A 21097-nucleotide genomic window follows, 5' to 3' on the forward strand; every position below is an offset into this window, starting at 1 on the left:
TAAAGAACGGTAAGTTTCCCATTGATCTCGCCACGCGAAGTTATAATCTTAGATTAGCATAACTTTGTGTAGGCTTCTATCCTACTCTACCATACTTTAATGGATTATCTTTAACCGTATTTTTACAAAATAACTGCTATGGTATTCATCTTGAATGCCAGAGGAGTATTCTTGTAAAAAGGATATAAAAATTGAAAACGACAGCGAAAAGGCAAAAGGAGTTTTCTCGCCTTCCTCAACATGTAGGTATTATTCCAGACGGAAACCGTCGTTGGGCAAAGAAGCGAGGTCTTGCGCAGCAGGAAGGTTATGAGGCTGGAATTGAGCCCGGACTTCGTCTCCTGAATCTTTGTCGGGAACTGGGAATTAAAGAAGCTTCGGTTTATGGTTTCACCAAGGAGAATGTACATCGACCGTCCGAACAAATCGAGAAGTTTCGAGAGGCCTGCGTAAAGTTTGTTTTCTCTGCCATTGAAGTGGGTGCGGCTTTGCTGGTCGTGGGTGATTCGGACTCTCCCGTTTTTCCAGATGCCCTTCGGCCTTTTACAAAACAACGGACCCAGGGAGATATTCGGGTTAATTTGCTGGTAAACTATGGCTGGCAATGGGATCTCCTGTCAGCTCTGGAACATGCACGAACCAACAATACCCTTTCCTACTCTGGAATACCACGGGCTTTGGCTTCCGGGGATGTTTCACGCGTGGATCTTGTTGTACGTTGGGGTGGACGTCGTCGTCTTTCCGGCTTTCTGCCGATCCAATGTGCCTATGCAGATATGTATGTCATCGATACTCTTTGGCCGGACATGACTCTAGAGGAATTCTTAGATGCCCTTCGCTGGTATCAGGAACAGGACATCACCCTGGGCGGATAATCCCCTTTGAGAACGACTGTAGAGGTGTTACAGATGCTCTACAGCCGTTCTTAACTCATCTAGAGTAGCCCGTCCTACCGGCTTGCAGATACCTCAAACCTGGAAGATGATACGCTTCCCCCCTATAGAACGCCCTTCTATCTGCGACTGGATTTCAATATCGAAGGGGTATAAATCCATAGTTTATGGGAACAGATCGCCATGGATCCTTATCCAGGTCTTCCCCACCGAATACCTCTCCATATTTATTCTTAATGGGTGTAAATTTAAAGATCAATTGACCCAACCGGTTTTTCAGTACCCGGCCCTCAAATCGGATCCGATTACTTTACCCTGATCTCAATACCCGGGATCGTCCCGACTTTTTCTGCATCATACATGTCGTGAACGGATATATAAAGCCTGCCATACCCCGGACGGATAGCAACGGCATCGACCGTGAGTTCTTCTCGCTCGATAGGGAGGTAAGCGGTTTGTGCGTTGGCTCCTCCTTTGAGTAAGGCCAGGTTACCGGGCAAGAAAAGCCGTACCAGCGGAGCAAGAGCCTGCTCTCTGGGGGTAATGGTGATCTGGACCCGTTCACCCACGCGAAGCCGGGCCTTGGTCAGTTTAACCGCAAACTGGAAATGAGCCCGTGGCTCCAGGTGATTGATCTCGATCTCTTCATCTATCCGCACCATCAGGTTATCGTTGAGGGCTGTGACTTCCTGACCTATGGTAACATCCTTCAATATGACTTCCTTCCCGTCTATCACCGCCCGAGGGGATGGGTCAAACCGAAGAAAGGCCAGCAATTCTACCAATGCTCGGGTATCGGCCGTGGAGTATAGCATGCCGTTGATTAGCCTGCTGGTAACAAAGGTAAACGCCGGACGAAATAATTCATCCCCGGCATGGTACATTACTCTGGCAACATCGGCAGTTACCTCTAGATTACCGCCCCAGGCCGACTTTGCTTTCCAGTAGGCCTTGTCCCCTTCTCGCTGAACGGTCCGGCGCAAAAATTGTAAAGATATATCGCGTTGGTTATTGCCGGCAAAGTAGTAGGCAACTGCGTCTTCCGGGCCAGACATCTCCCTACGGAAATGCATATCCAAAAGTAGAAGTGCATTATCCCGATACCCGGCTCTGAGCAAAGCACCTTTGGCTTTATTCAACATGGTCTCGGCCAGAGGAAATGGTAGATCTCGCAACCCCAGCAGACGGTGTACCACACGTGCTGTAATGTCTATTTCAGGCTGTCCCCCACACCAGAGGGAATATAAACCGTCGGGATATTGGAATGTCGACAGGTGGTGTAGGCCTGCAAGTATACGGCCATGGGTAGCAGGCAAGTCCCCAGGTACCACCCCGCTAACAATGCCACAATAGGCTACGGCCAGCCCATACAGGGCGCTTGCGGTCTGCTCTGCTCAGCCAAAGGGGTAGTGAATCAGGGCAGTAACAGTGTCCCTCAGTACCGGTCCCATGGAAGGGTAAACGACCACCCGCTCACCCTGGACGGTCTGACCCTGGTCCAGGATCATCAACCGGGAAGCCGTCACCTTCTGCACCCCGGGTCCATCTATGGCACGAACACTCCAATCTGATCCGGTCTGATTTTCAATGCGAACCTCCACACGACCTGGGCCTTTGATCAAGATGCATTCCGTACCCTCACCCTGGACCCGAGTTTGGGTTCTATCAAAAGGCGTGGCAATAATCAGATCAGCAGGCTCGCGGGTATGATAATGAACCGCGGCGGTAATAGCATCTCCGACACTGGCAATGGTGGGTAGATCCAACTCAGCATATAGTGGTTTATCCACTTGAATATCCGAAGTGAGTTCGCGGTAGTCTACCTCCTGGAATAAGTAAGCCCGCACACGCCAGGTACCAATCTGATCCCCCAATTTGACCTTGCGTGAAACCTGACCATTCAGGCAAAGTAGCTCCAGGTGGACCATCTCAGGGAACTCCATGCGGATAGGAGCTACCATTACCTCCGGTAGCTTGTCTGTAGTCATGAGGAAGTCTAACTCACGCGCAGCCCCCGCCGGGCTGATGTCGGACTGCAGAGAGAAATCTTTTTGAAAGCTCATAATGATGTCGGGCTCCATAATAAGGAAATCAAGGTCACCAGGTAGAACTAAGTCCTCGTCTTGTAGGTTAGATACCGACCCGGCAGCCAAACTATGGGTCGCCTCTCGGATGCTTTCGTAAATCCTTTTGGCGAGTTTGGGGAGGAGGCTCTCGTGTTCCAGTCGGGCGTCGTAGACCAGAAGCAGACAAAAAAGTGGATGGATGGAAGACCCAACAGGGGAGATAGAGGAAGGAAGATCACCATTTTCAGTCCCCGATTTTGGATCCTGAACCTCTCCACCATTCTCCCATGTTGTTTTAAGGTGGATTGTAACTTCTTCACCGGGCTGTGCAGTGGCCGGCACGGTTAGCATGGCTTCAAACGCCAGTGGCTTGATCACAACGCCCCAACCCTCAAAGGGTTTTTCTCGGGTAAATGCCCCAACCGTGAACAGGGTATAGGGTGCTTCGGCGTCAAACTCGAGGGTTTCACCCTGTTTGAGGTCGGCCCGGTCGATTACCTGGCTGATTCCGGTACGTGGGTTGAAGACGATGAGCTGGGTCGTTAACAGGTCTGTAACCACCTGCAGTCTGCCTCTGACTGCCTGGATACTTTCCAGGACCAGGGGAGTCCTGTTAACTTCACCCAAACCGACATAAAAGCCCCGCAAAGGCTGAGCGTTCTCCCAGGGTATCAACCCCATCCTGGCCGTCTGACCCAGCAGGTTGATCGGGATAGGTTTTCGTTCTTTGACACCGGTTCCCGGAAACGAAACAAGCGCTGTATGACCTTCTGGCGTGATGACTTGTACATGGAACGGACCACTATGATTTGAAAGATTAAATTGACCCCGAACGATACCCTTTTTGGCCTTTACCTTTTGCACGGCTACTACGCATTCACTACAAACCTGGCATTGCAATCCAAGCTCCACCGGACCCGAATAGGGTGTGGAAAGCAAAAATAGCTTGAGGGTGAAGGTAAGATATTGTCCTGTATACTGATATGTTTCCAGGATAGCCAGAAGGGGGGAAAGGGTAAACTCGGCTACACTGAAGGTACATTCAGCCTGGGTATTATCGGATAAGGTAACGATGGCCTTATACTCCCCTTCTTTTAGATCTGGGTAACGATGCAAAGCCAGACCTCCTGGATTGAGAGTTACCTTTGCCTCATACACCTTTTGTCCGGCCAGTTGGATCTCAACAGCGGCTTCATCCTCCGCCATATCCGGTGCAACAATGAACAGAGCTGCCTCGCTACCGGTTCGGTAAATCTTACGGTCGGTCACCACGGTCAGTAATTTAAGCGAAGGCCAGGGAAGTCGAGGCCGATCAGGTAATGATCCCTCTTGTCCCCTTGTTTTACCGCCGCCCGAGTTATCCCCGAAACTCACCCCGTGCCGGTGGAGCGAAAGGATCGTAGTCGCACAGTAGGTTTGAAGGGTTCCATCTACCTCTAACGTCACGGGGTGTTCGTTATCGGCCTGGACAAAGATAAACTGCTGGCCGACAAATACCCGGTCGTATAAGTAACCTATATTCTGTTTACAATGGATACATACTTCAGCGTCAGCCGGATTAGGACGGAAACAGGTGGAACAATACATAGAAATCTCCTTTTTAATAACACTGATTTAAGAGTACTGGGTATCGAGTACTAGTAAATCAGTCCAGAGGGCCTGGTAGAGTGTCTAGGCAGATCTGGTAGACGTAGAAATTCTCTTTCCTTTCAGGGATTACGGCCTGGGGAAAGCGGGAGGCATTGGCTCGATACAACCACTTCGACCCGCGTTCCGACAACGATCGTACTCATCTTTTCTGCTATCGTAGTCGAGCCAGGCGTCTGCAGCGTCATTGGCCTGCCGCTCACCCATCAAATAGCTAAAGCGCTCAGCTTCGTTTCGGAATACCCTGCCTCTGGGATCTCGATAAGTACGAAACCCGATGAGTTGCCGTTCCTCCTCTGTACGGAAGGTAACGCTCAGGATTTGTCGCAGGTGCCGGGCCATATAGGCTGCCTGGGCGTGGCCGTGTGCTGCGGCTTTATCGTACCAGAAGATGGCGGTGTTACGATCCTGGGGAACCCCCATACCATACTCGTAAGCGCGTCCTAAGCGGAACTCGCCCAGGTCATGGCCTTGCCTGGCACTCAAGGCATACCAATAGGCAGCGGTCATCCAATCCTCGGGTACCCCCTTGCCATCTTCGTAAAGGGCACCCAGGTTGCTCTGCGCCGTAGCGTTACCCTGCCGGGCCGAGAGCTGATACCACCGAGCTGCTTCGGTGTAATTCTGGAGGACTCCTTCCCCGTACTCATATTGATACCCTATCTGTAATTGAGCCTGATCATAACCCAGTTTTGCCGCCTCCAGAAACCGTTGTGCGGCCGCTGCATAGTCCCCGGCGAGATAAAGTTCTTTGCCCTGCTCAAAGAGCGTGCGGGCATGGGTGGTTGCCTCGGTACTGGGGGTCGAGGGCTGACTTTGAATCGCATCGGAAGTAGATCCCCTTTCAGGTAGGGTCGACTGCGCCATCCCTGGTTTCGGTGGGGACGGAAAAGACCTGTCGTCTCTATCTGGTTCCTTGAGGTTCGTCTGTATCTCACTACTTCGTCGCCACACACCTGTGCCGAGATTACCTGTGGCTATCAGCGTGTCTGTATCCGGCAATTGATAAGTGCCCTCATCTGTATAACCGTGGGTTGACTTTAAACTCCAATGTCCGTCCTTGATCGTAACACTTCCGCTATGGGGGGCCGGAGAGCCGGGCCCTTCACTTCGGAAGTTGTAAGTACCATCAGATTGGATCTCCCATATCCAGCGTGCCACACCCCTTGCATTGGGTACCTTGAGTTCCCAGATACCCACCACTGACGGCTCAACCGGACCGACAATGGCCGAAGTAGTTTCCGAAGGTTGTAACTTTGAGGAATCTTTCTTACCCACACGGACCCATAGTATAGTACCTTCCTTATCGGTCATCTCCAACCTATCGGCCTGAAGAATTTCATAGGTAGCTTCTGTGATCGGTCCATCAACCGGTATCATCTTCAACTGCCCATTGTCGGCTTCCACATGCATCTTAACTTCTGCACTCGAAATGACACGAATCGAATGGCCATTTGGACTGATCCGCCAAACCAGGGTCAACGGAATACCGTCCTTTACTACACTTGCCTGCCAGAGACCCACCAGGGCCGAATTTAATGGATTTTGCGGAGACCCTCCTTGAGGAGCAGCCAAAACCTTATCTAAAAAAATAGGATCTATACCCGACGGTCGTGTTCCGGACGGAATCCGGGTCCATTGAATTTCATCATAAGGGGATCCGGCTTCCTGGGTCGAAAAGGCATTGGTACTCTTCACAGCATATTTGCCATGGGCAAGATCCCCAGGCTTATTGGGAACCCTTACCGCCCAACTTTCCGGGTTTGTAATGAGGAACCCGGTCTCTTCGGTGACAAGGTTAACGGACGCCTCACCGGTCGGACGAATAACCCAGAGAATACGAAACTTCGTTCCTCTGGTCTGGTCATCTTTACTGGTAAGCCAACTTCCAACCAGGGCCGGATCCACGGTTCCCGCGTAGGAAAGTGTGTTGCTTAGAAGGATTATCATAGTCAGTATTCCATATAGGTAGCGCATAAATACCTCCTTAATAATTACCACCCTCCATAATCTCCTTTGAATTCCCGCTAAGGATTCTAGAAGCCTTATAGGAAGGTCTTATTTTTTCTTTATGGATATAGACACAATAATGAAGGATTATTTAACGGTTGGGGCCTCATTTTTTCAAAAATTTTCCAAGACAAAGCCTCAAGGGGCTTAAGTTAAGGCCCCCTCTTGAGAGTTCTTTAAGGTTTAGTACCGGAAGCATTGGATCATCGACTCCGAATTGTACGTCCTATACTTCGGGATTTTGTCCATCCTATCGAGGTTCGTCGACTGAGACTTGGTCAGGCTTCCATCGATTTAAAATTTGTTTATACTTCTGACCTCAGCGTTGCTGTGAAGGCTCTCAAGGTCGATGGGCAACTGGACATAATCGTAGAATTCTAGCCATCAAACGAGACGTTTGATCTACTGGAATGATCCCCTAACATTACAGACTCAGGACTATTCTGTCGTTTTCACCCAGCATCTGAGTACCTCGGCTACACTCCAGGCCTGAGCCACACACCCTCGGGGTGTGAAGGGAGGTTCTGCGTCGAAGATTTCGCTAATGGAACCGATGCAGGCTTCCCTTAAATGGGGCATAAATCCCTGGAGAAAACGCCGGGCTCCCTTACGATCTTCAGGGTATACCTTAAGCCATGCATCCACAAAGGGTCCGATCAACCAGGCCCAAACCGTTCCCTGGTGATAGGCGGCATCCCGGGCACGAAGGTCACCATCATAGGTTGGTTTATAGTCTGGATGGTCCGGAGCGAGTGAACGAAGTCCTACCGGGGTCAGCAAACGCTTCTGTACCACCTCCAGGACAGGCTTCCATTTTGCCGGATCGAGAATGGGATGGCGAAGCGAAATGGCAAATATCTGATTAGGTCGGCAAGCCGGATCATCACCCTGTTCCCCATCCACCACGTCATAGAGATATCCTCCTTTTTCATACCAGAAGCGTTGGTTGAAGGAGCGATAGGCTTGTTCGGCATGTTGAGCTAGAGAGTGGGCAACTTCCTCTCCGAGTCCTTTACGGGTCCATTCTTCTAAAAGACGTAGGGCATTGTACCAAAGGGCATTGATTTCCACCGCCTTGCCTCGACGAGGGGTTACGACCCAATCTCCTACCTTGGCATCCATCCAGGTCAGTTGATATCCTTCCTGCCCTTGAGAGAGAAGCCCATCTTTGGGGTCGACATGAATTCCAAACCGGGTACCCCGAAGATGGTGTTCAACAATATCGAGAAGTTTAGGAAGGATGAGCGTAAGGGTTTCGTAATCGTTGGTGACTTCAAGGTAACGATCCAGGGCATGGAAGAACCAAAGCGTTGCATCGGCAGTATGATAGAGACCTTCTTTCTCTCCCTCGGGGAATAAGTTCGGGATGAGCCCATCTCGAATATAGTGGGAGAAGGTACGAAGGATGTAGCCGGCTTCCAGGTGACGTCCGGTTGTTAAGGTCAATCCTTCCAGACTGATCATGGTATCTCGCCCCCAGTCTGTGAACCAATGATAACCGGCAATGATGGTACGTACTTCATCCCCAGAAGCACGGGCACGTGCAGCATCTTCGATTCGACCGGCGGGGGTAATGATAAATTGATCGGCTGCGAAGACAAGCTCCCCGGCCAGACCTGTTTGGGCTTTGGGATGGGCCATGGAAATCAGTCGCCGTCGACGTTCATATTCGGCTTCCAAAGCCTCTTCGGGTTTAAGGGCAAAGATGGTTTCCCAGGCTCCGGTTGAAGCAACCAAAGTCGCCGGCTGGTCTTTAGTTAAATCAACCCGAAAATACCCCGGACTCCAGAGATCCCCCGTAGCTTCATACCCCCGGCGGGCTTCGACACGATAGAAGATATTCTGAAGTTTTTTCCCATCCAGGGTAAAGGCTCCCCTCTGACCGTATAATTTCATCCGTAACGGAGGAGTCTGAGCATTTTCGGCCAACTCATAGCGATCTTCTACAGCCGTTAAGGTATAAGGCTCTGCAGGTAGTTCACTGACCGGGGCATCGTGAGAACGGAAATGAACCGACGGACGAAGCTTTAGCCGAATAGTACCGTCTCCAGAAATCAAACTGTAATGGATGTACACCGTATTCTGCATGTGGGGAAGGAAAATCCGCTTTTCGATCACAAATCCTCCGACTTCGTAGCGCCAGACGGGCAAACCTGCATCGAGTCGGAACTCCGTTAAATATTCAATTCCGTGTAATTCTAATATTCCATCGAGTCGTTCCTCCCCACTGAATCGTAGGATAGTTCCATCTGGAAGCCTGACTAACTCCGACAAGTGACTCAGCATGACTCTCCGTCCAAGGGGAGCAGGAAGTGCGGCTATCAGCAGTCCATGATAACGTCGGGTAATAGCCCCAGCCAGGGTACCTGAAGCATAACCGCCAAGTCCGTTAGTTACCAGCCATTCACGGGTTAAGAGAAGTTCTGGATCGGCATTACCGGATCCGGACCATGGTAATTTAAGAATTAAGTTCTCCATAACGGGGAGTTAGAATGTAGAAATCAGATGCCAGAAGCTTGACGTAAATCAGAGTGTTGACGTTTAACTTCTAGCTTCTGGATTTCTCTTCATCTTCAGAGGGTATTTTCATTTTTGGGGCCAGAACAACGGCAGCTTCTCCGGGAATCCGCCAGTTTTCTTCCGTATCCAGGGGTGCCGTACCTCCTCCTCCGTAACGAAGATCCTCACTAGACCACAGAATCTCCCAAAGCATGCCCTCCGGAGGGGCCAACAAAGGCTCTGGAGCCGGATCAAAATGCAGGTCTCGACCCAGATTAACCAGTAAAAGTCGATCATCTCCCTTATCTCCAAAAAAGCGCAGGACGAAAGCTTGGGCCCCCAGTACGGCTCCATCCACACCTCCTTTACGCTGGGCTTTAAAGACCGGATCTTGACGCCGAAGTTTCAAAAGATCCCGATGTAAGGCATATATCTCGGCATGGCTCTGGCGTTCAGATAGATTTAGCTTCGAGCGCTCGAAGGTTTCAGGATTGGCGGGATCGGGAAGACAAGCCTGTACCTCGGGAAGGGCCAGACTTCGGAACTGTTTAAGAAATTCCCCACGACCCTTGCAAACAAGTTTAGCAAGCTCTTCTTTATGATCCGCAAAATAGAAAAATGGACTCGAGGCAGCAAACTCCTGGCCTTGAAAAAGCATTGGAGTCCCAGGCCCCAGGAGCATAAGAGCCGTTATGGCCTTATAACGACCAGGACTGGTTAGATGATGGCAACGGAGACCACGCCCGGAATTTGCTATTTGATCATGGTTTTGGATAAAGGTGATGAAGGCAGCCGGTTTTAATCCAAAAGTTGGAGTCCCTCGACGTTTTTTCTGCCAGGAATAGTACTGGCCTTGATAAAGGAAACCCCATTTAACGGCGGAGATAAACTCCTGGGGCGTGCCCAGGTAGTCGGTGTAATAAGCCTCGTTGTGTCCGGTCATGGCTACCATAGCAGTGTGGTGGAAATCATCATTCCATAGGGCATCTATCCCATAACCGCCTTGTTCCTGGGGTCGTAGGAGCTTTACCTGCTGGGGCTCGTTCTCTCCAATGACAAGCGTTGAACGACCTCGAGCAGCTTCTCGAACCCGCCGGGTTATGGCTGCAAGGATATGATCGGGCGATTTATCATATATATTTTGGGTGGCATCCAACCGTAATCCATCAAAGTGAAACTCATCGACCCAATAGCCTGCATTGGCAATGAAGAACTCTCGTACAGGACCGGAGTTCTCATCATCGAAATTGATGGCTTCCCCCCAGTCGGTTTTATAACGATCCGTAAAATAATCTTTAGAGAACTGACCCAAATAGTTCCCATCGGGTCCCAAATGATTATAAACCACATCCAGGATGACCCCAATTCCAACGGCATGGGCACGGTCGATAAAGCGACGAAGGTCGTCTGGTTTCCCATAGAGGTGGGTCGGTGCAAACAGATCTACTCCATCATAACCCCAACCGAAGCGCCCTGGAAATTCTGCAATAGGCATGATTTCCAGTACAGTAATACCCAGGGCTGCTAACTCCGGTAATTCACGACTTGCAGCCTCCCAGGTCCCTTCCCGGGTAAAAGTTCCTATGTGCATTTCGTAGAGGATCTGCCCTTCAAGGCGAATACCTTGCCATTCTTTATCCGTCCATGGAAACCCCCCAGGATCAATCACTTGGGATGGGCCGTGGGGTCCTTCGGGTTGAAAACGAGAAGCCGGATCTGGATATAAGAAATCTCTTCCATCGAGCCGGTAACGATAAAGCGTCCCGTCTCCCGCTTCGGGAACCCATCCTGAAAAATAACCCGATGCCTCAGGCTTTAATTCAAGGAAGAAAACCCTGTCGGATCTGTACCCAGGACCTCCTTCTAGAATGACCTCCACCTTCCGACAACGGGGAGCCCAAACCCTGAAATGAACCCCTCCTTCGGGTAATACTTCCGCTCCTATGGGAAGCCGTCTTTGTCGTTCTATATTACCCATCGATCTAACGGTTTTGGTCTCTTCTCCTGGCATGGCTCTTCTCCTTATTTTTGCACAGCTTCCTTTAGGATAGTGGAGATGCTTGTAACTAAAGGATTTTGGTATATAAGTTCGCAAATTTTCTGCCAACCGGTCACCAGGCCTATAGAAAAAACACGCGAAATTTAAATGCTCCACAAATTCTCCAAAAGATTGCAAGTGGCGGAATCAATGCGGAGGTTATAATCACTTCTACCACAAGATCGGGAACATGTGAAGTTTGATGTAAACGTTGGATACAAAAACGTCCTGTCATCGATACCCAAAGGCCAGTTGCACTTAATATAAGTCGAATCCGGTTGTTCAATAAACCCAGAAGCATTCCCAGTAAGGAACCTACTATACCATAGTAATGCCAGGGTGGGGTATTTGGGATGCGCTGACGATATAACTGGGGATATTTTTTATACAAAAGTGCATTGAACAGGCTTTTGCGCCGTTGAAATAAGCTGATACCCCGGGTTGCAGCCCGTATCGGATGGATGGCAACGGCTTCCGGTGCATATACAGATAAAGACGAGTCCTGCTCAGTTTCCGAGTGCTCTAGAAGCGTAAAGAAAAGATCGCGGTCTTCACGCCAGGCAGTTGAAAAGCGCTCATCGAAGCCATCAGGGGAAGTGTCACGATAATTCGTCCCCAAACCCCTATGATTCTGTTATTTTTAAAAGCACTGGAGGAAGTATTCTGAGGATTTCTAACTCCTTCTTAAAAGAGTCCACTTTTAGCTATCCTAACCCAGACAGCATAGAAACGTACATTTCTTATCCATTTCTTCACCTGAAGTGGAACTACTGTTTCTGAGGAGCAAGTCATATAATATTATATAAATATCTTTTCTTTAAATAATTATCTTAAATTTAACTAAAATATCTTAAAGCAGAGGGTTCTCCTTCCGTTAATCAGCTGGATCTGAAGAGTTCTGGACTGCTCTTTACGTTAAGGGGGTAAGAGAGGGTTAAAGCATACCCATTTTTAAGATAGGAAGAAGAAGATTTATAAATTTTTCTCGGATCTTATTATAGTTATTTTCTTATTTCAGGGGAGAGAATAAATCAGGTAATATTTTACCCTTTTTAGTTTCATTATCCCATAAAGATTTTATTACCTTTAATTTTGTATATTTCATCTGAATATAAAAGTTCTTAATTTTAATATACTTAGATCCTATGAAGGGAATACCTTTGAAACAACCAAAACTATCTTTTATGAGAAAAACTGGTATAAATATTGCTTTATTTAGTGAATTGAGTATTAAATAGGTTAACTATTTAATACTCGGAGATGTGCGTAACACCTCAATTTAATTTATTAAAACGAGTCCAGGCAAAAGCCCTTTTGCTTGAGACTTGGAAGTTTCCAATATAAGGAGGTTCAGTATGATGAAGAAATTTGCTATAATTGTTTTGGCTTTAGCCGTTGCTACAATCTGGGCAGGGATCGGCTATGCTCAGCAACCTTCAAGCCAACAACCCGGTGCCCCGAGTAGTCAACAGCCCAGCAGCCAACAACCCGGCAGTCAGCAGCAGCCTGCAGCGGGTCAAACAGGTAGTGAAATGGGAAAAACCATTTCTGGAACCGTGAAAAGTGTGGACCCGGCCAACAAAACGATTACCGTCGAATTAAATAAAGACTGGGGAAACAAGAAAAAAGGTGAGACCATGACTTTCCACGTGGGCGACAAAGTTAAATGGGAAGGGACCCAGTGGAAATCCCTTACCGATATAAAACCGGGTCAAACCATCGAGTTCCAGGCTTCAGAAGCCGCTGGTGGAAAACATGAAATCCAGAGCTTTAGCGGAGCCATGGGCGCTGGGGAAGGTCGTGGTGCCGGACAGACGGGAACGACAACTGAACAAGGCCGTAGCCAATCCGGGACTTCCGAGCAAGGTACCCCATCGGGTAGCCAAAACCGATAAGGATGGAGCTATTTAAAGGATAAAGGAAGTCTCTGGCCTAAAAAAGAAGGTCGTAGGGGTTATTCCGATCTCTACGACCTTCTTTTTTTATTCCTTCAGTCCTCCAGTCCAGAAACCCGGCTAAGGGTCGATCTTTTAAATAACTTTTTCGGTTTCTGCATCAAACAGATGCATTTTACTCATGTTAAAGTAGACGGTAATCTGCTGGTGAACTCTGGAGCTGGTGTGAGGATCAACCCGAGCGGTGAAGGAGTGTTCTCCTTTAGAGAGTTCCAAAATAACTTCTGCTCCCAGAGGTTCCAGGACATCCACCACAGCCGTTGTTTTATCCCATTCCCCACTTCTCCCTTCCGGGGTAGAGTCTATGATATCTTCAGGCCGCATTCCGAAAACTACTTCTTTTCGTATATATTTTTCATAACGCCTTTTACGCTCATCGGGTACTTTTAATCTAAAGCTTTTCATATCGATAAACAAATGATCCTTTTCGGAAACCAATGTACCTCGGAAGAAATTCATGGGAGGACTCCCAATAAATCCGGCTACGAAGATATTGGATGGATGGTCATAAACTTCTAAAGGCGCCCCCACCTGCTGAATAAGGCCATCTTTCATGATAACAATTCGGTCTCCCATGGTCATGGCCTCCACCTGATCGTGGGTGACGTAGATCATGGTAGTTTCCAGGCGATGGTGAAGTTTAACCAGCTCTCCGCGCATGGCGACACGCAGTTTAGCATCCAGGTTACTGAGGGGTTCATCGAAGAGAAATACTTCTGGATCCCGAACAATGGCACGTCCAACCGCAACCCTTTGGCGTTGACCACCCGAAAGTTGTTTCGGTTTTCTATCCAAAAGCTGTTCAATTCCTAAAATTTTTGCAGCCCGTCGGACCCGTTCATCAATCTCGCTTTTAGGGAATTTCCGTAACTTTAATCCAAAAGCCATATTTTTGTAAACATTCATATGGGGATACAAAGCATAATTCTGAAATACCATGGCGATATTCCGATCCTTTGGAGCTACATCGTTAACGAGTCTTCCCCCGATGTAAATATTCCCCTCGGTTATTTCCTCTAAACCGGCAACCATACGAAGGGTCGTAGATTTACCACAGCCGGACGGACCCACCAACACGACAAACTCTTTATCTTTGATTTCTAAATCAATAGCGTTAACCGCTATGACATCATCAAATTTTTTCGTTAATTTTTCCAATATAACATTTGCCATTTTTTACGTCTAATGTCTAGAGCCTGAGGTCTAAAGTCCAAAATCTTCTATCTTTTCTGACTCTGGACTCTGGACTCTGGACTTCTTCTTAACCTTTCACCGCCCCTGTTAATCCAGTTACATAATGTTCTACAAAAAATGAATAGATTAAGGCTACCGGTATAGAACCGAATAAGGCTCCTGCCATCAGAGAGCCCCAGAAGAAGACATCTCCTTTGATGAGTTCGCTGACCACACCTACCGGGATGGTTTTCTGGGTAGGAGAGGAGAGAAACACCAGAGCGTAGATGAACTCATTCCAGGAAAGGGTAAAAGCAAACATACCCGCCGATAGGATCCCCGGGGTAGCCAGAGGCAAAATAATCCAGATCATGGCCTGAAGACGTGTTGCTCCGTCTATTCGGGCACACTCTTCCAATTCTTTGGGTATGGTTTTAAAGTAACCTGAAAGGAGCCAGGTACAGAAAGGAATCAAAAAAGTAGGGTAGGTTAAAATTAAGGCCCAGGGCGTATCCAGTAGATTGAAATTATGAACCACCTCAGCAAGGGGAATAAAAAGCAAGGTAGGAGGAACCAGATAGGTTATAAAAATAGCGATTCCCAAAGCCGAAGCTCCTTTGAATCTCAATCGAGACAGAGCATAGCCGGCCATAATGCCACTAATAAGGGAAATTGCCGTGGAGACAATGGAAATAAAGAGTGTATTTAAAGCCCATCGGGTAAAGAGGGTGTTTTTAAATAGATATTTCCAGTGTTCCAGAGTTGGATTAAAAACCCAGAACGGAAGGCTTTTCACGTTATAGAGCTCTCGATTAGGTTTAATGGAGGTAATGAACATCCAATAAAAAGGAAAGAGCATCAGGATAGTGAAAAAAACCAGGGGGATATAAAAGCTAAACAATTTTTTTGTAAAGGTTTCACCGACCGCTGCCATCTTACTGCTCCCTTCGTATGTACCAGAGTTGAACGATGATGACCAGGAGGAGGAAGGGGAACATAAACAGGGAAATAGCCGCACCTTCTCCAAGTCTTCCAGAGGCTAAAGCAACCTGATAAGCTAAAGTAGCGAAAAGATGCGTACTGTTAGAGGGTCCTCCTCGGGTTAAAACATAGACAACCTGGAAATCAGCAAAGGTTACAATAACGGAAAAGATAAGAACGACCAATAGAACCGGCATTAACATGGGAAGTGTGATATGCCAGAATTTAGCAAAGCTCCCGGCTCCATCTATATCTGCCGCTTCATATAAATCTGGAGAAATTGTCTGCAGACCGGCCAACAGAGAAATAGCGAAGAAGGGAATTCCACGCCAGGCGTTGACAATGATAACCGAAACCATGGCCAGGTGAGGATCTCCCAACCAAACAAGGCCACGCTTGAGAATTCCCAGATGAACCAGAATCCAATTGAAGACGCTGAAGGTAGCATCGAACATCCATAACCAGGCCAGGGTACTTAAAACGGTCGGAATGATCCAGGGTAATAGCATGGAGGCCCGAACCAGTCGTTTAAATTTAAAGTGGCGATTAAGCACCAGGGCCAGTGCCAATCCAAAAACTAATTTTAAGACGGTGGCAACTCCGGTATAAACAAAGGTATTCTGAACGGTTTGTAGAAATATCTGGCTCTTCAAGATATTACGAAAATTCTGTAATCCTACAAAGTGCCCCTCATGCCCAACCGTCTTATCGGTTAAGCTTAGCCACACCCCCAAAACAAAGGGATAGGCAATGAAAAGAACCAGAATAATAACCGCCGGAGCTACCAATACATAAGCCAGGATATTTTCCCGCTCCAGATATCCGGACTTTAGCTTACCCCGCTTTTTCTCCCCCATTTCCTTGACCGCCGGCCCTACATATTCCACCGAGGTAAGTTTAGAGTCTGCATAATCTGAGACTTGTTCTACCTGGTTTTCTACGGATTTTACATTGGGTTTCACGTTTTTTTTGTCCGTTGTTCCTTGCTATAAACGATGGATTACCGTTCTTACAACAGGGAACAACAGACAACAGAGGTCAGGACTTATAAACGTTACGAAGTTCACTGGCACCCCATTCGATTGCTTTTTTAGGCGATTCTCCCTGAATAGCCCTGGCAAAAACATCTACAATAATATACTTGGAGAGAGCCTCCGAGGCACTTCGGGTAGGCGGTGCTGGATAACCAATGGCTTTTCCTAATTTTCCAATATCTTTAAAAGCCAACATACGGGGATCCTTTTGCCATAAGGGATGGTTTTCATGGTCCGGACCCGGAGCCACACTATATCCTTCGGCGATTTCAAACCATTTATAGAAATTGGGCTTATCCATTAAAAAGAGAATAAATTCCTTTGCAGCCTCTACGTTGTTAGAGTATTTCATAATGGCGTGCTCAAAGGTCACGTGATAGTGAAATCTCCCGGCCGGTCCGGCGGGCATAACCGCATGATTGATTCGTTTGGCTAACTCTGGATACTGCTTCTTGGCCACAAAGTAAATACTCGCCCCGTTCAGGGTACAAGAGATCTGCTCGGATAAAAAGGCTCGATTGTTACTGGTATCATCCCAGGAAAGTCCCGTCTCATCAAAAACGTCTTTCCAAAGCGCCACGATGAATTCGACTGCCTGCAGTGTCTCTTTACTGTCTAAAGCAACCGTCTTTCCATCCTCCTCCACTTCCTTTCCCCCAAAACTCCACAAGTACGGATAGGCAAAGGCAGGAGCATCTCCAAAAGTATGACCAAAGGTTTGACCAAAGGGGTGCCCTTTATCCTTCAGCATTTTACCGACTTTCCTGTATTCGTCCCAATTATCCGGAAACTTTTCGGCTCCAACCTCTTTGAACCAATCTTCCCGATAGGTCATGGCAGCTCCTACAATATGATAAGGTACCGCTTTATAACGGCCTTCTACAAAGCTCACATCTCGAATCTGCTTGTAAAACCCTCCATACATCTTTTCTACTTTCTCGGCAACATCATCTACATCCACACACCCACTGGCATACAAATACGGCCAGTTATGAAGCATCTGTACAATATCGGGTCCGGTACCACTTTCAATAGCCGATGCAATCCGAGCCTGTAAATCATTGGCATTGATGGTTTCAATGGTCACTTCAACCCCCATCTGTTTACCCCATTCGGCTGCCTGCCTGCGGATCTCATCATCGGCCGGTGGAACGAAATTACTCCATTGCAGAAGGTGTAACTTGGTTCCCTTTATAATAGCCGGAGCTGCTATCTTTGGAGTTGTCGTAACCAAAACCCCCTCCGTTAAAGCAGCTCCTGCAATCAATCCCGCAGTTTTTATAAACTGGCGTCGTGTGAGTCCTCCCTCTATCCCTGGATAGGTTACCTCCTTAACCTCCTGCTCGTAATTTGCCTGGATATTTATATCACCCATACTCTAAAAATTCCCTCCCCTCTGGTACCCCAGAAACTCGCTTTCCCAGACCTCCAATATCTTTTACAGAGATGGAAAGGATCGATGAAAACGGGTTTCTACCTTTACTAAGTTTCTTAAACGTTACGAAGTTTAGGGGTACCCCCCTTTAATTACTTTGAACCAAAATTTCACATTTCGTAACGTGTCTTTTTATCCTATTGATTCAATATGACTTCTCTAGGACCTCCTCTCAGGACTATCTAATAAAAACAGTCCCATACATCAGAATCTATGTCAAGATTTTTTTAATTAAGATTCTAAGGTTTATACGTGAAATTCTATGCGATTTCTCGGTTTGCTACGCAACTCCAGAAAAAAACGTGCTTACAAAATAAAGTCCTCAAAGGGGAGGGAGAGAGCTCTTTCAGGGGTTTTTTTCTAACCTAGCCCTCTAACCCCCTCCCGCATCGGGAAAGGGGAATTTAAGGATGGTCTGGGTCCCACTTTCTCCTTCCCTGGGAGGAAAGGGGAGCCAGAGGGGTTAGGGAGGAGAAGAGGAGGCTGCCTGCTTAAGGGCGACCACCTAAAGTCACCCTTACCCGACAGATAACTGCTTCAGAGGGAATGGACAGGATACAGCCTATTCCCTTCGAAGGGGTAAGAATTATTTTTCCGGGCATAAGGAAATAAGCCAATCCTATCCCTACAAGTTAGGAATGATCTAAGCCAAGCCCGAAGTGAAGAGGGTAAAGCCATCTCTTTGTTTCCACTCATAAAAGGTTTCCCTCTGAATTTAATTGAACCGGTTCCGGTTCGCTCAATGCCGTTACGTGTTTAAGATTTTGGACCTCTTTCCAAAAAGCTTCAGAAACCCTCATTTCGCTGAGCTCTAAAGTGTTTTTAATCCAAACCACCTTTACCGCTTCCAGCGGATGGATTCCAAGAACGGACAAAGCAATCTCCAGAGCCTCCTGGTCTGTTTCACAGATCAGGGGAATTTTACATTTGGCAAGACTTCCACTGGTAATACAATTGATATAAGTTGCCTTATAGTCTATTTTATTAACCGCGCGGCGATGGACTAAATCGGCCAGACCTATTCCTACAGCGTTTCCCTGGGTCTTTTCGGTCAGGTCCCGAACATAAATTCGGGAGATTTGGGGAGATTGGGATTCGCCGGGGGGAAGAATATCGACCCTTCCGATGACATTACTGTCCATCCCTGTTCCACTAATCTCCTTACCGATTTCATCAACGATGAGTAAGTCGATTTCCTCGAAAGGCAATTTGGCCATTAATTCCCGGGCTTTTTGGAGAAGTTCCGGCTCTCTGGTAGCTATTTCTTCCGGTTTAAGGGCCAAAAGAATGGCCGTTTGATCGTACCCATTCTCCACGATTCCTACTCCCAGGAGAATGTTGCAATGCTTTAAGACCATGGAAGCAATGGTTCGAATCGTCTCTAAGGGACCCCATCGAGACATGGCCCGGTGGTAGATTTCGGCTCCCTGTCGCTTTCCCAACCCGATGGCCATCATTTTCATGAGACCGCTTCCCAACTCTCCTTTAAAATTTGTATGGGGCTTGATCCGATTGATCAAAATAATTCCGTCTGCTTCCAAAGCATATTTATCTACATAAATAGGGAATCCCTGGGGGGCGGTCCCTACCTGTACTACTTCCATGGAAGAGTAAATGGGCACACCCATGGTTTCTTCGGAGATTCCGTAGTTTTTCAGCACCTTTCGCTGACCTTCTGCGGTTCCTCCGCCGTGGCTCCCCATAGCCGGAATGATATAAGGTCGGGTGCCTAAGGCTTTGAGTTCCTTAACAACCGAACCTACGACCACATCGATATTGGCAACTCCACGACTTCCTGCAGCTACGGCTATTCTCATTCCAGGCTGGACACGACTGGCCAATCTAACCCGAGCGAATTCATCCTGAATGGCGGCAGGGATATCCAAAATCCTAAGCTTCGAGAACTCCTGTCGAATTTTAAACATCTTGGGAAATAAAAACATAGAAAGGTTTAGAAATTGGAAGTCAGGAGTCAGAAGTCCGAATAAAGAACAATAACACCCCCATCCTATACCGGCTTCTGGCTTCCGATTCCTGATTTTATTCTGACTTCTGATTTCTGACTTTCAGCTATGAAGCCTTTTTATTGGCCAGATCAAAGGCGTCATGAAGGGCTCGAACGGCCTGTTCACCGTATTTTGCCTCTACGACACAAGAAATTCGAATTTCAGAGGTACTGATCATTAAAATGTTGATACCTTCTTTAGCCAGGGCCTGAAATACCTTTGCTGCAACTCCCACATGATTACGCATACCCACGCCAATAGCAGATACTTTAGCAATATTAGGATCGAACAAAACCTTCGTGGCACCCAGTTCCTTCCCTATTTCCTCGGTTAGCTTTAGAGCTTTTTTACCATCCTCCTTTGAGATGGTAAAAGAAATGTCGGCCAAACCGTTATCACTAGTATTCTGTATAATCATATCCACATTGATATTATCCCTGGCAATTGCTTCAAACAACTTTGCGGCTATACCCGGCCGGTCCGGGATTCCTTTGATGGTAATCTTTACCTCGTTTTTGGTGTGGGCAATCCCTGTTACAACAATGTCCTCCATACTTGAGTCCTCTTGAATGACTAAGGTTCCCTCCTCTTTCTTAAAGCTAGAGCGAACATGGATAGGAACGTTATATTTTTTTGCAAAGGCTACCGATCGGATTTGTAACACTTTAGCTCCCAGGCTGGCCATTTCCAGCATTTCATCATAGGAGATTCGACTGAGTTTTCTGGCTTCAGGCACAATATGGGGATCTGTGGTATAGACTCCATCTACATCGGTGTATATTTCACAAATATCGGCACCGATGGCTGCTGCAATCGCTACGCCGGTTGTATCAGAGCCTCCACGTCCCAAGGTTGTAATTTCTCCGTTTTCATCGATACCCTGGAATCCAGCAACCACCACCACTTTACCCTGATTGAGCTCCCGGAAGATGCGTTCAGAGTCGATTTCCCGAATTCGAGCCTTGGTATGTGCGCTATCCGTTATAATCCGGACCTGCTGCCCGGTAAAGGAACGAGCGTCCTGCCCTTTAGCCTGCAAAGCCATGGCCAGCAAAGCTATGGAAACCTGTTCTCCCGTAGCCAGCAACATATCCAGTTCCCGTCCATCCGGGGTATCTGTTATTTGATAGGCCATATTCAAAAGCTTATCGGTCTCTCCACTCATGGCTGAGACCACTACAATGACATCGTGTCCTTGCTTTTTGGTTTCAATAATCCGATCTGCAACCTTCTTAATTCGTTCGATATTACCGACCGAAGTCCCTCCAAATTTTTGAACAATGAGTGCCATATGAGGATCCAGCTACAAAGACACTAAAATACCGACCTTGAGGAAAGGTTGGGAAGGGAAGCCTGGGTT

At 47.6% G+C, this 21097-nt stretch carries 15 protein-coding genes; 3 read left to right on the plus strand and 12 right to left on the minus strand.

Annotated features, from left to right (window positions below):
* The first annotated feature begins 191 nt into the window (after positions 1–191).
* Positions 192–875, plus strand: coding sequence for a polyprenyl diphosphate synthase (uppS, locus tag VNM22_06140; protein ID HWP46724.1), 684 nt, complete (start codon positions 192–194; stop codon positions 873–875).
* Positions 876–1198: 323 nt separating this feature from the next.
* On the opposite strand, the gene VNM22_06145 is transcribed toward uppS, so the two are convergent.
* The 3 genes from VNM22_06145 to VNM22_06155 all read right to left on the minus strand — a co-directional run bounded on the left by VNM22_06145 (position 1199) and on the right by VNM22_06155 (position 6583).
* Entirely contained in the window at positions 1199–2209 is a 1011-nt protein-coding gene (locus VNM22_06145) for a hypothetical protein (protein HWP46725.1), read from the minus strand.
* 78 nt (positions 2210–2287) lie between these two features.
* Complete coding sequence (locus tag VNM22_06150; GenBank protein ID HWP46726.1) at positions 2288–4546, minus strand: alpha-2-macroglobulin family protein; 2259 nt, start codon at positions 4544–4546, stop codon at positions 2288–2290.
* Between the two features lie 129 nt (positions 4547–4675).
* Entirely contained in the window at positions 4676–6583 is a 1908-nt protein-coding gene (locus tag VNM22_06155; protein HWP46727.1) for a tetratricopeptide repeat protein, read from the minus strand.
* A 231-nt stretch (positions 6584–6814) separates the two neighbouring features.
* Here VNM22_06155 and VNM22_06160 point away from each other — a divergent pair, with 231 nt between their 5' ends.
* A complete protein-coding gene (locus VNM22_06160; GenBank protein HWP46728.1) occupies positions 6815–6997 on the plus strand; it encodes a hypothetical protein in 183 nt (60 codons plus the stop codon).
* 57 nt (positions 6998–7054) lie between these two features.
* Here VNM22_06160 and VNM22_06165 read toward each other — a convergent pair whose 3' ends face one another.
* The 3 genes from VNM22_06165 to VNM22_06175 all read right to left on the minus strand — a co-directional run bounded on the left by VNM22_06165 (position 7055) and on the right by VNM22_06175 (position 11772).
* Positions 7055–9094, minus strand: a complete 2040-nt coding sequence (locus VNM22_06165; protein ID HWP46729.1) for an amylo-alpha-1,6-glucosidase — start codon at positions 9092–9094, stop codon at positions 7055–7057.
* A gap of 70 nt (positions 9095–9164) precedes the next feature.
* Entirely contained in the window at positions 9165–11126 is a 1962-nt protein-coding gene (gene treZ, locus VNM22_06170) for a malto-oligosyltrehalose trehalohydrolase (GenBank protein ID HWP46730.1), read from the minus strand.
* A 109-nt stretch (positions 11127–11235) separates the two neighbouring features.
* Entirely contained in the window at positions 11236–11772 is a 537-nt protein-coding gene (locus VNM22_06175) for a hypothetical protein (protein HWP46731.1), read from the minus strand.
* Between the two features lie 736 nt (positions 11773–12508).
* Between VNM22_06175 and VNM22_06180 the strand changes: the two genes are divergently transcribed.
* Complete coding sequence (locus VNM22_06180; protein HWP46732.1) at positions 12509–13048, plus strand: copper-binding protein; 540 nt, start codon at positions 12509–12511, stop codon at positions 13046–13048.
* A 135-nt stretch (positions 13049–13183) separates the two neighbouring features.
* Here VNM22_06180 and ugpC read toward each other — a convergent pair whose 3' ends face one another.
* The 6 genes from ugpC to VNM22_06210 form a co-directional block, all read right to left on the minus strand.
* Positions 13184–14281, minus strand: a complete 1098-nt coding sequence (gene ugpC / locus VNM22_06185; GenBank protein HWP46733.1) for a sn-glycerol-3-phosphate ABC transporter ATP-binding protein UgpC — start codon at positions 14279–14281, stop codon at positions 13184–13186.
* 88 nt (positions 14282–14369) lie between these two features.
* Positions 14370–15215, minus strand: coding sequence for a carbohydrate ABC transporter permease (locus VNM22_06190; protein HWP46734.1), 846 nt, complete (start codon positions 15213–15215; stop codon positions 14370–14372).
* A 1-nt stretch (position 15216) separates the two neighbouring features.
* A complete protein-coding gene (locus tag VNM22_06195; GenBank protein HWP46735.1) occupies positions 15217–16224 on the minus strand; it encodes a sugar ABC transporter permease in 1008 nt (335 codons plus the stop codon).
* A 76-nt stretch (positions 16225–16300) separates the two neighbouring features.
* The gene (locus VNM22_06200; GenBank protein ID HWP46736.1) at positions 16301–17671 is read right to left on the minus strand and encodes an extracellular solute-binding protein; all 1371 of its coding nucleotides are present in this window, start codon (positions 17669–17671) and stop codon (positions 16301–16303) included.
* Positions 17672–18423: 752 nt separating this feature from the next.
* Entirely contained in the window at positions 18424–19617 is a 1194-nt protein-coding gene (locus VNM22_06205) for a lactate racemase domain-containing protein (protein ID HWP46737.1), read from the minus strand.
* 184 nt (positions 19618–19801) lie between these two features.
* Positions 19802–21028 (minus strand): aspartate kinase, encoded by a 1227-nt coding sequence (locus tag VNM22_06210; GenBank protein HWP46738.1) that lies wholly within the window; start codon positions 21026–21028, stop codon positions 19802–19804.
* Between the last annotated feature and the right edge of the window lie 69 nt (positions 21029–21097).

The sequence above is a fragment of the Candidatus Limnocylindrales bacterium genome (assembly GCA_035559535.1).
In the GTDB taxonomy this organism is placed as follows: Bacteria; Moduliflexota; Moduliflexia; order Moduliflexales; family JAUQPW01; genus JAUQPW01.

Excerpts from the sequence above, each read along its gene's own strand:
- VNM22_06150 (HWP46726.1), bottom strand. The coding sequence starts at position 4,546 with ATGTATTGTTCCACCTGTTTCCGTCCTAATCCGGCTGACGCTGAAGTA.
- VNM22_06155 (HWP46727.1), bottom strand. The coding sequence starts at position 6,583 with ATGCGCTACCTATATGGAATACTGACTATGATAATCCTTCTAAGCAAC.
- VNM22_06165 (HWP46729.1), bottom strand. The coding sequence starts at position 9,094 with ATGGAGAACTTAATTCTTAAATTACCATGGTCCGGATCCGGTAATGCC.
- treZ (HWP46730.1), bottom strand. The coding sequence starts at position 11,126 with ATGCCAGGAGAAGAGACCAAAACCGTTAGATCGATGGGTAATATAGAA.
- VNM22_06180 (HWP46732.1), top strand. The coding sequence starts at position 12,509 with ATGATGAAGAAATTTGCTATAATTGTTTTGGCTTTAGCCGTTGCTACA.
- ugpC (HWP46733.1), bottom strand. The coding sequence starts at position 14,281 with ATGGCAAATGTTATATTGGAAAAATTAACGAAAAAATTTGATGATGTC.
- VNM22_06190 (HWP46734.1), bottom strand. The coding sequence starts at position 15,215 with ATGGCAGCGGTCGGTGAAACCTTTACAAAAAAATTGTTTAGCTTTTAT.
- VNM22_06200 (HWP46736.1), bottom strand. The coding sequence starts at position 17,671 with ATGGGTGATATAAATATCCAGGCAAATTACGAGCAGGAGGTTAAGGAG.
- VNM22_06210 (HWP46738.1), bottom strand. The coding sequence starts at position 21,028 with ATGGCACTCATTGTTCAAAAATTTGGAGGGACTTCGGTCGGTAATATC.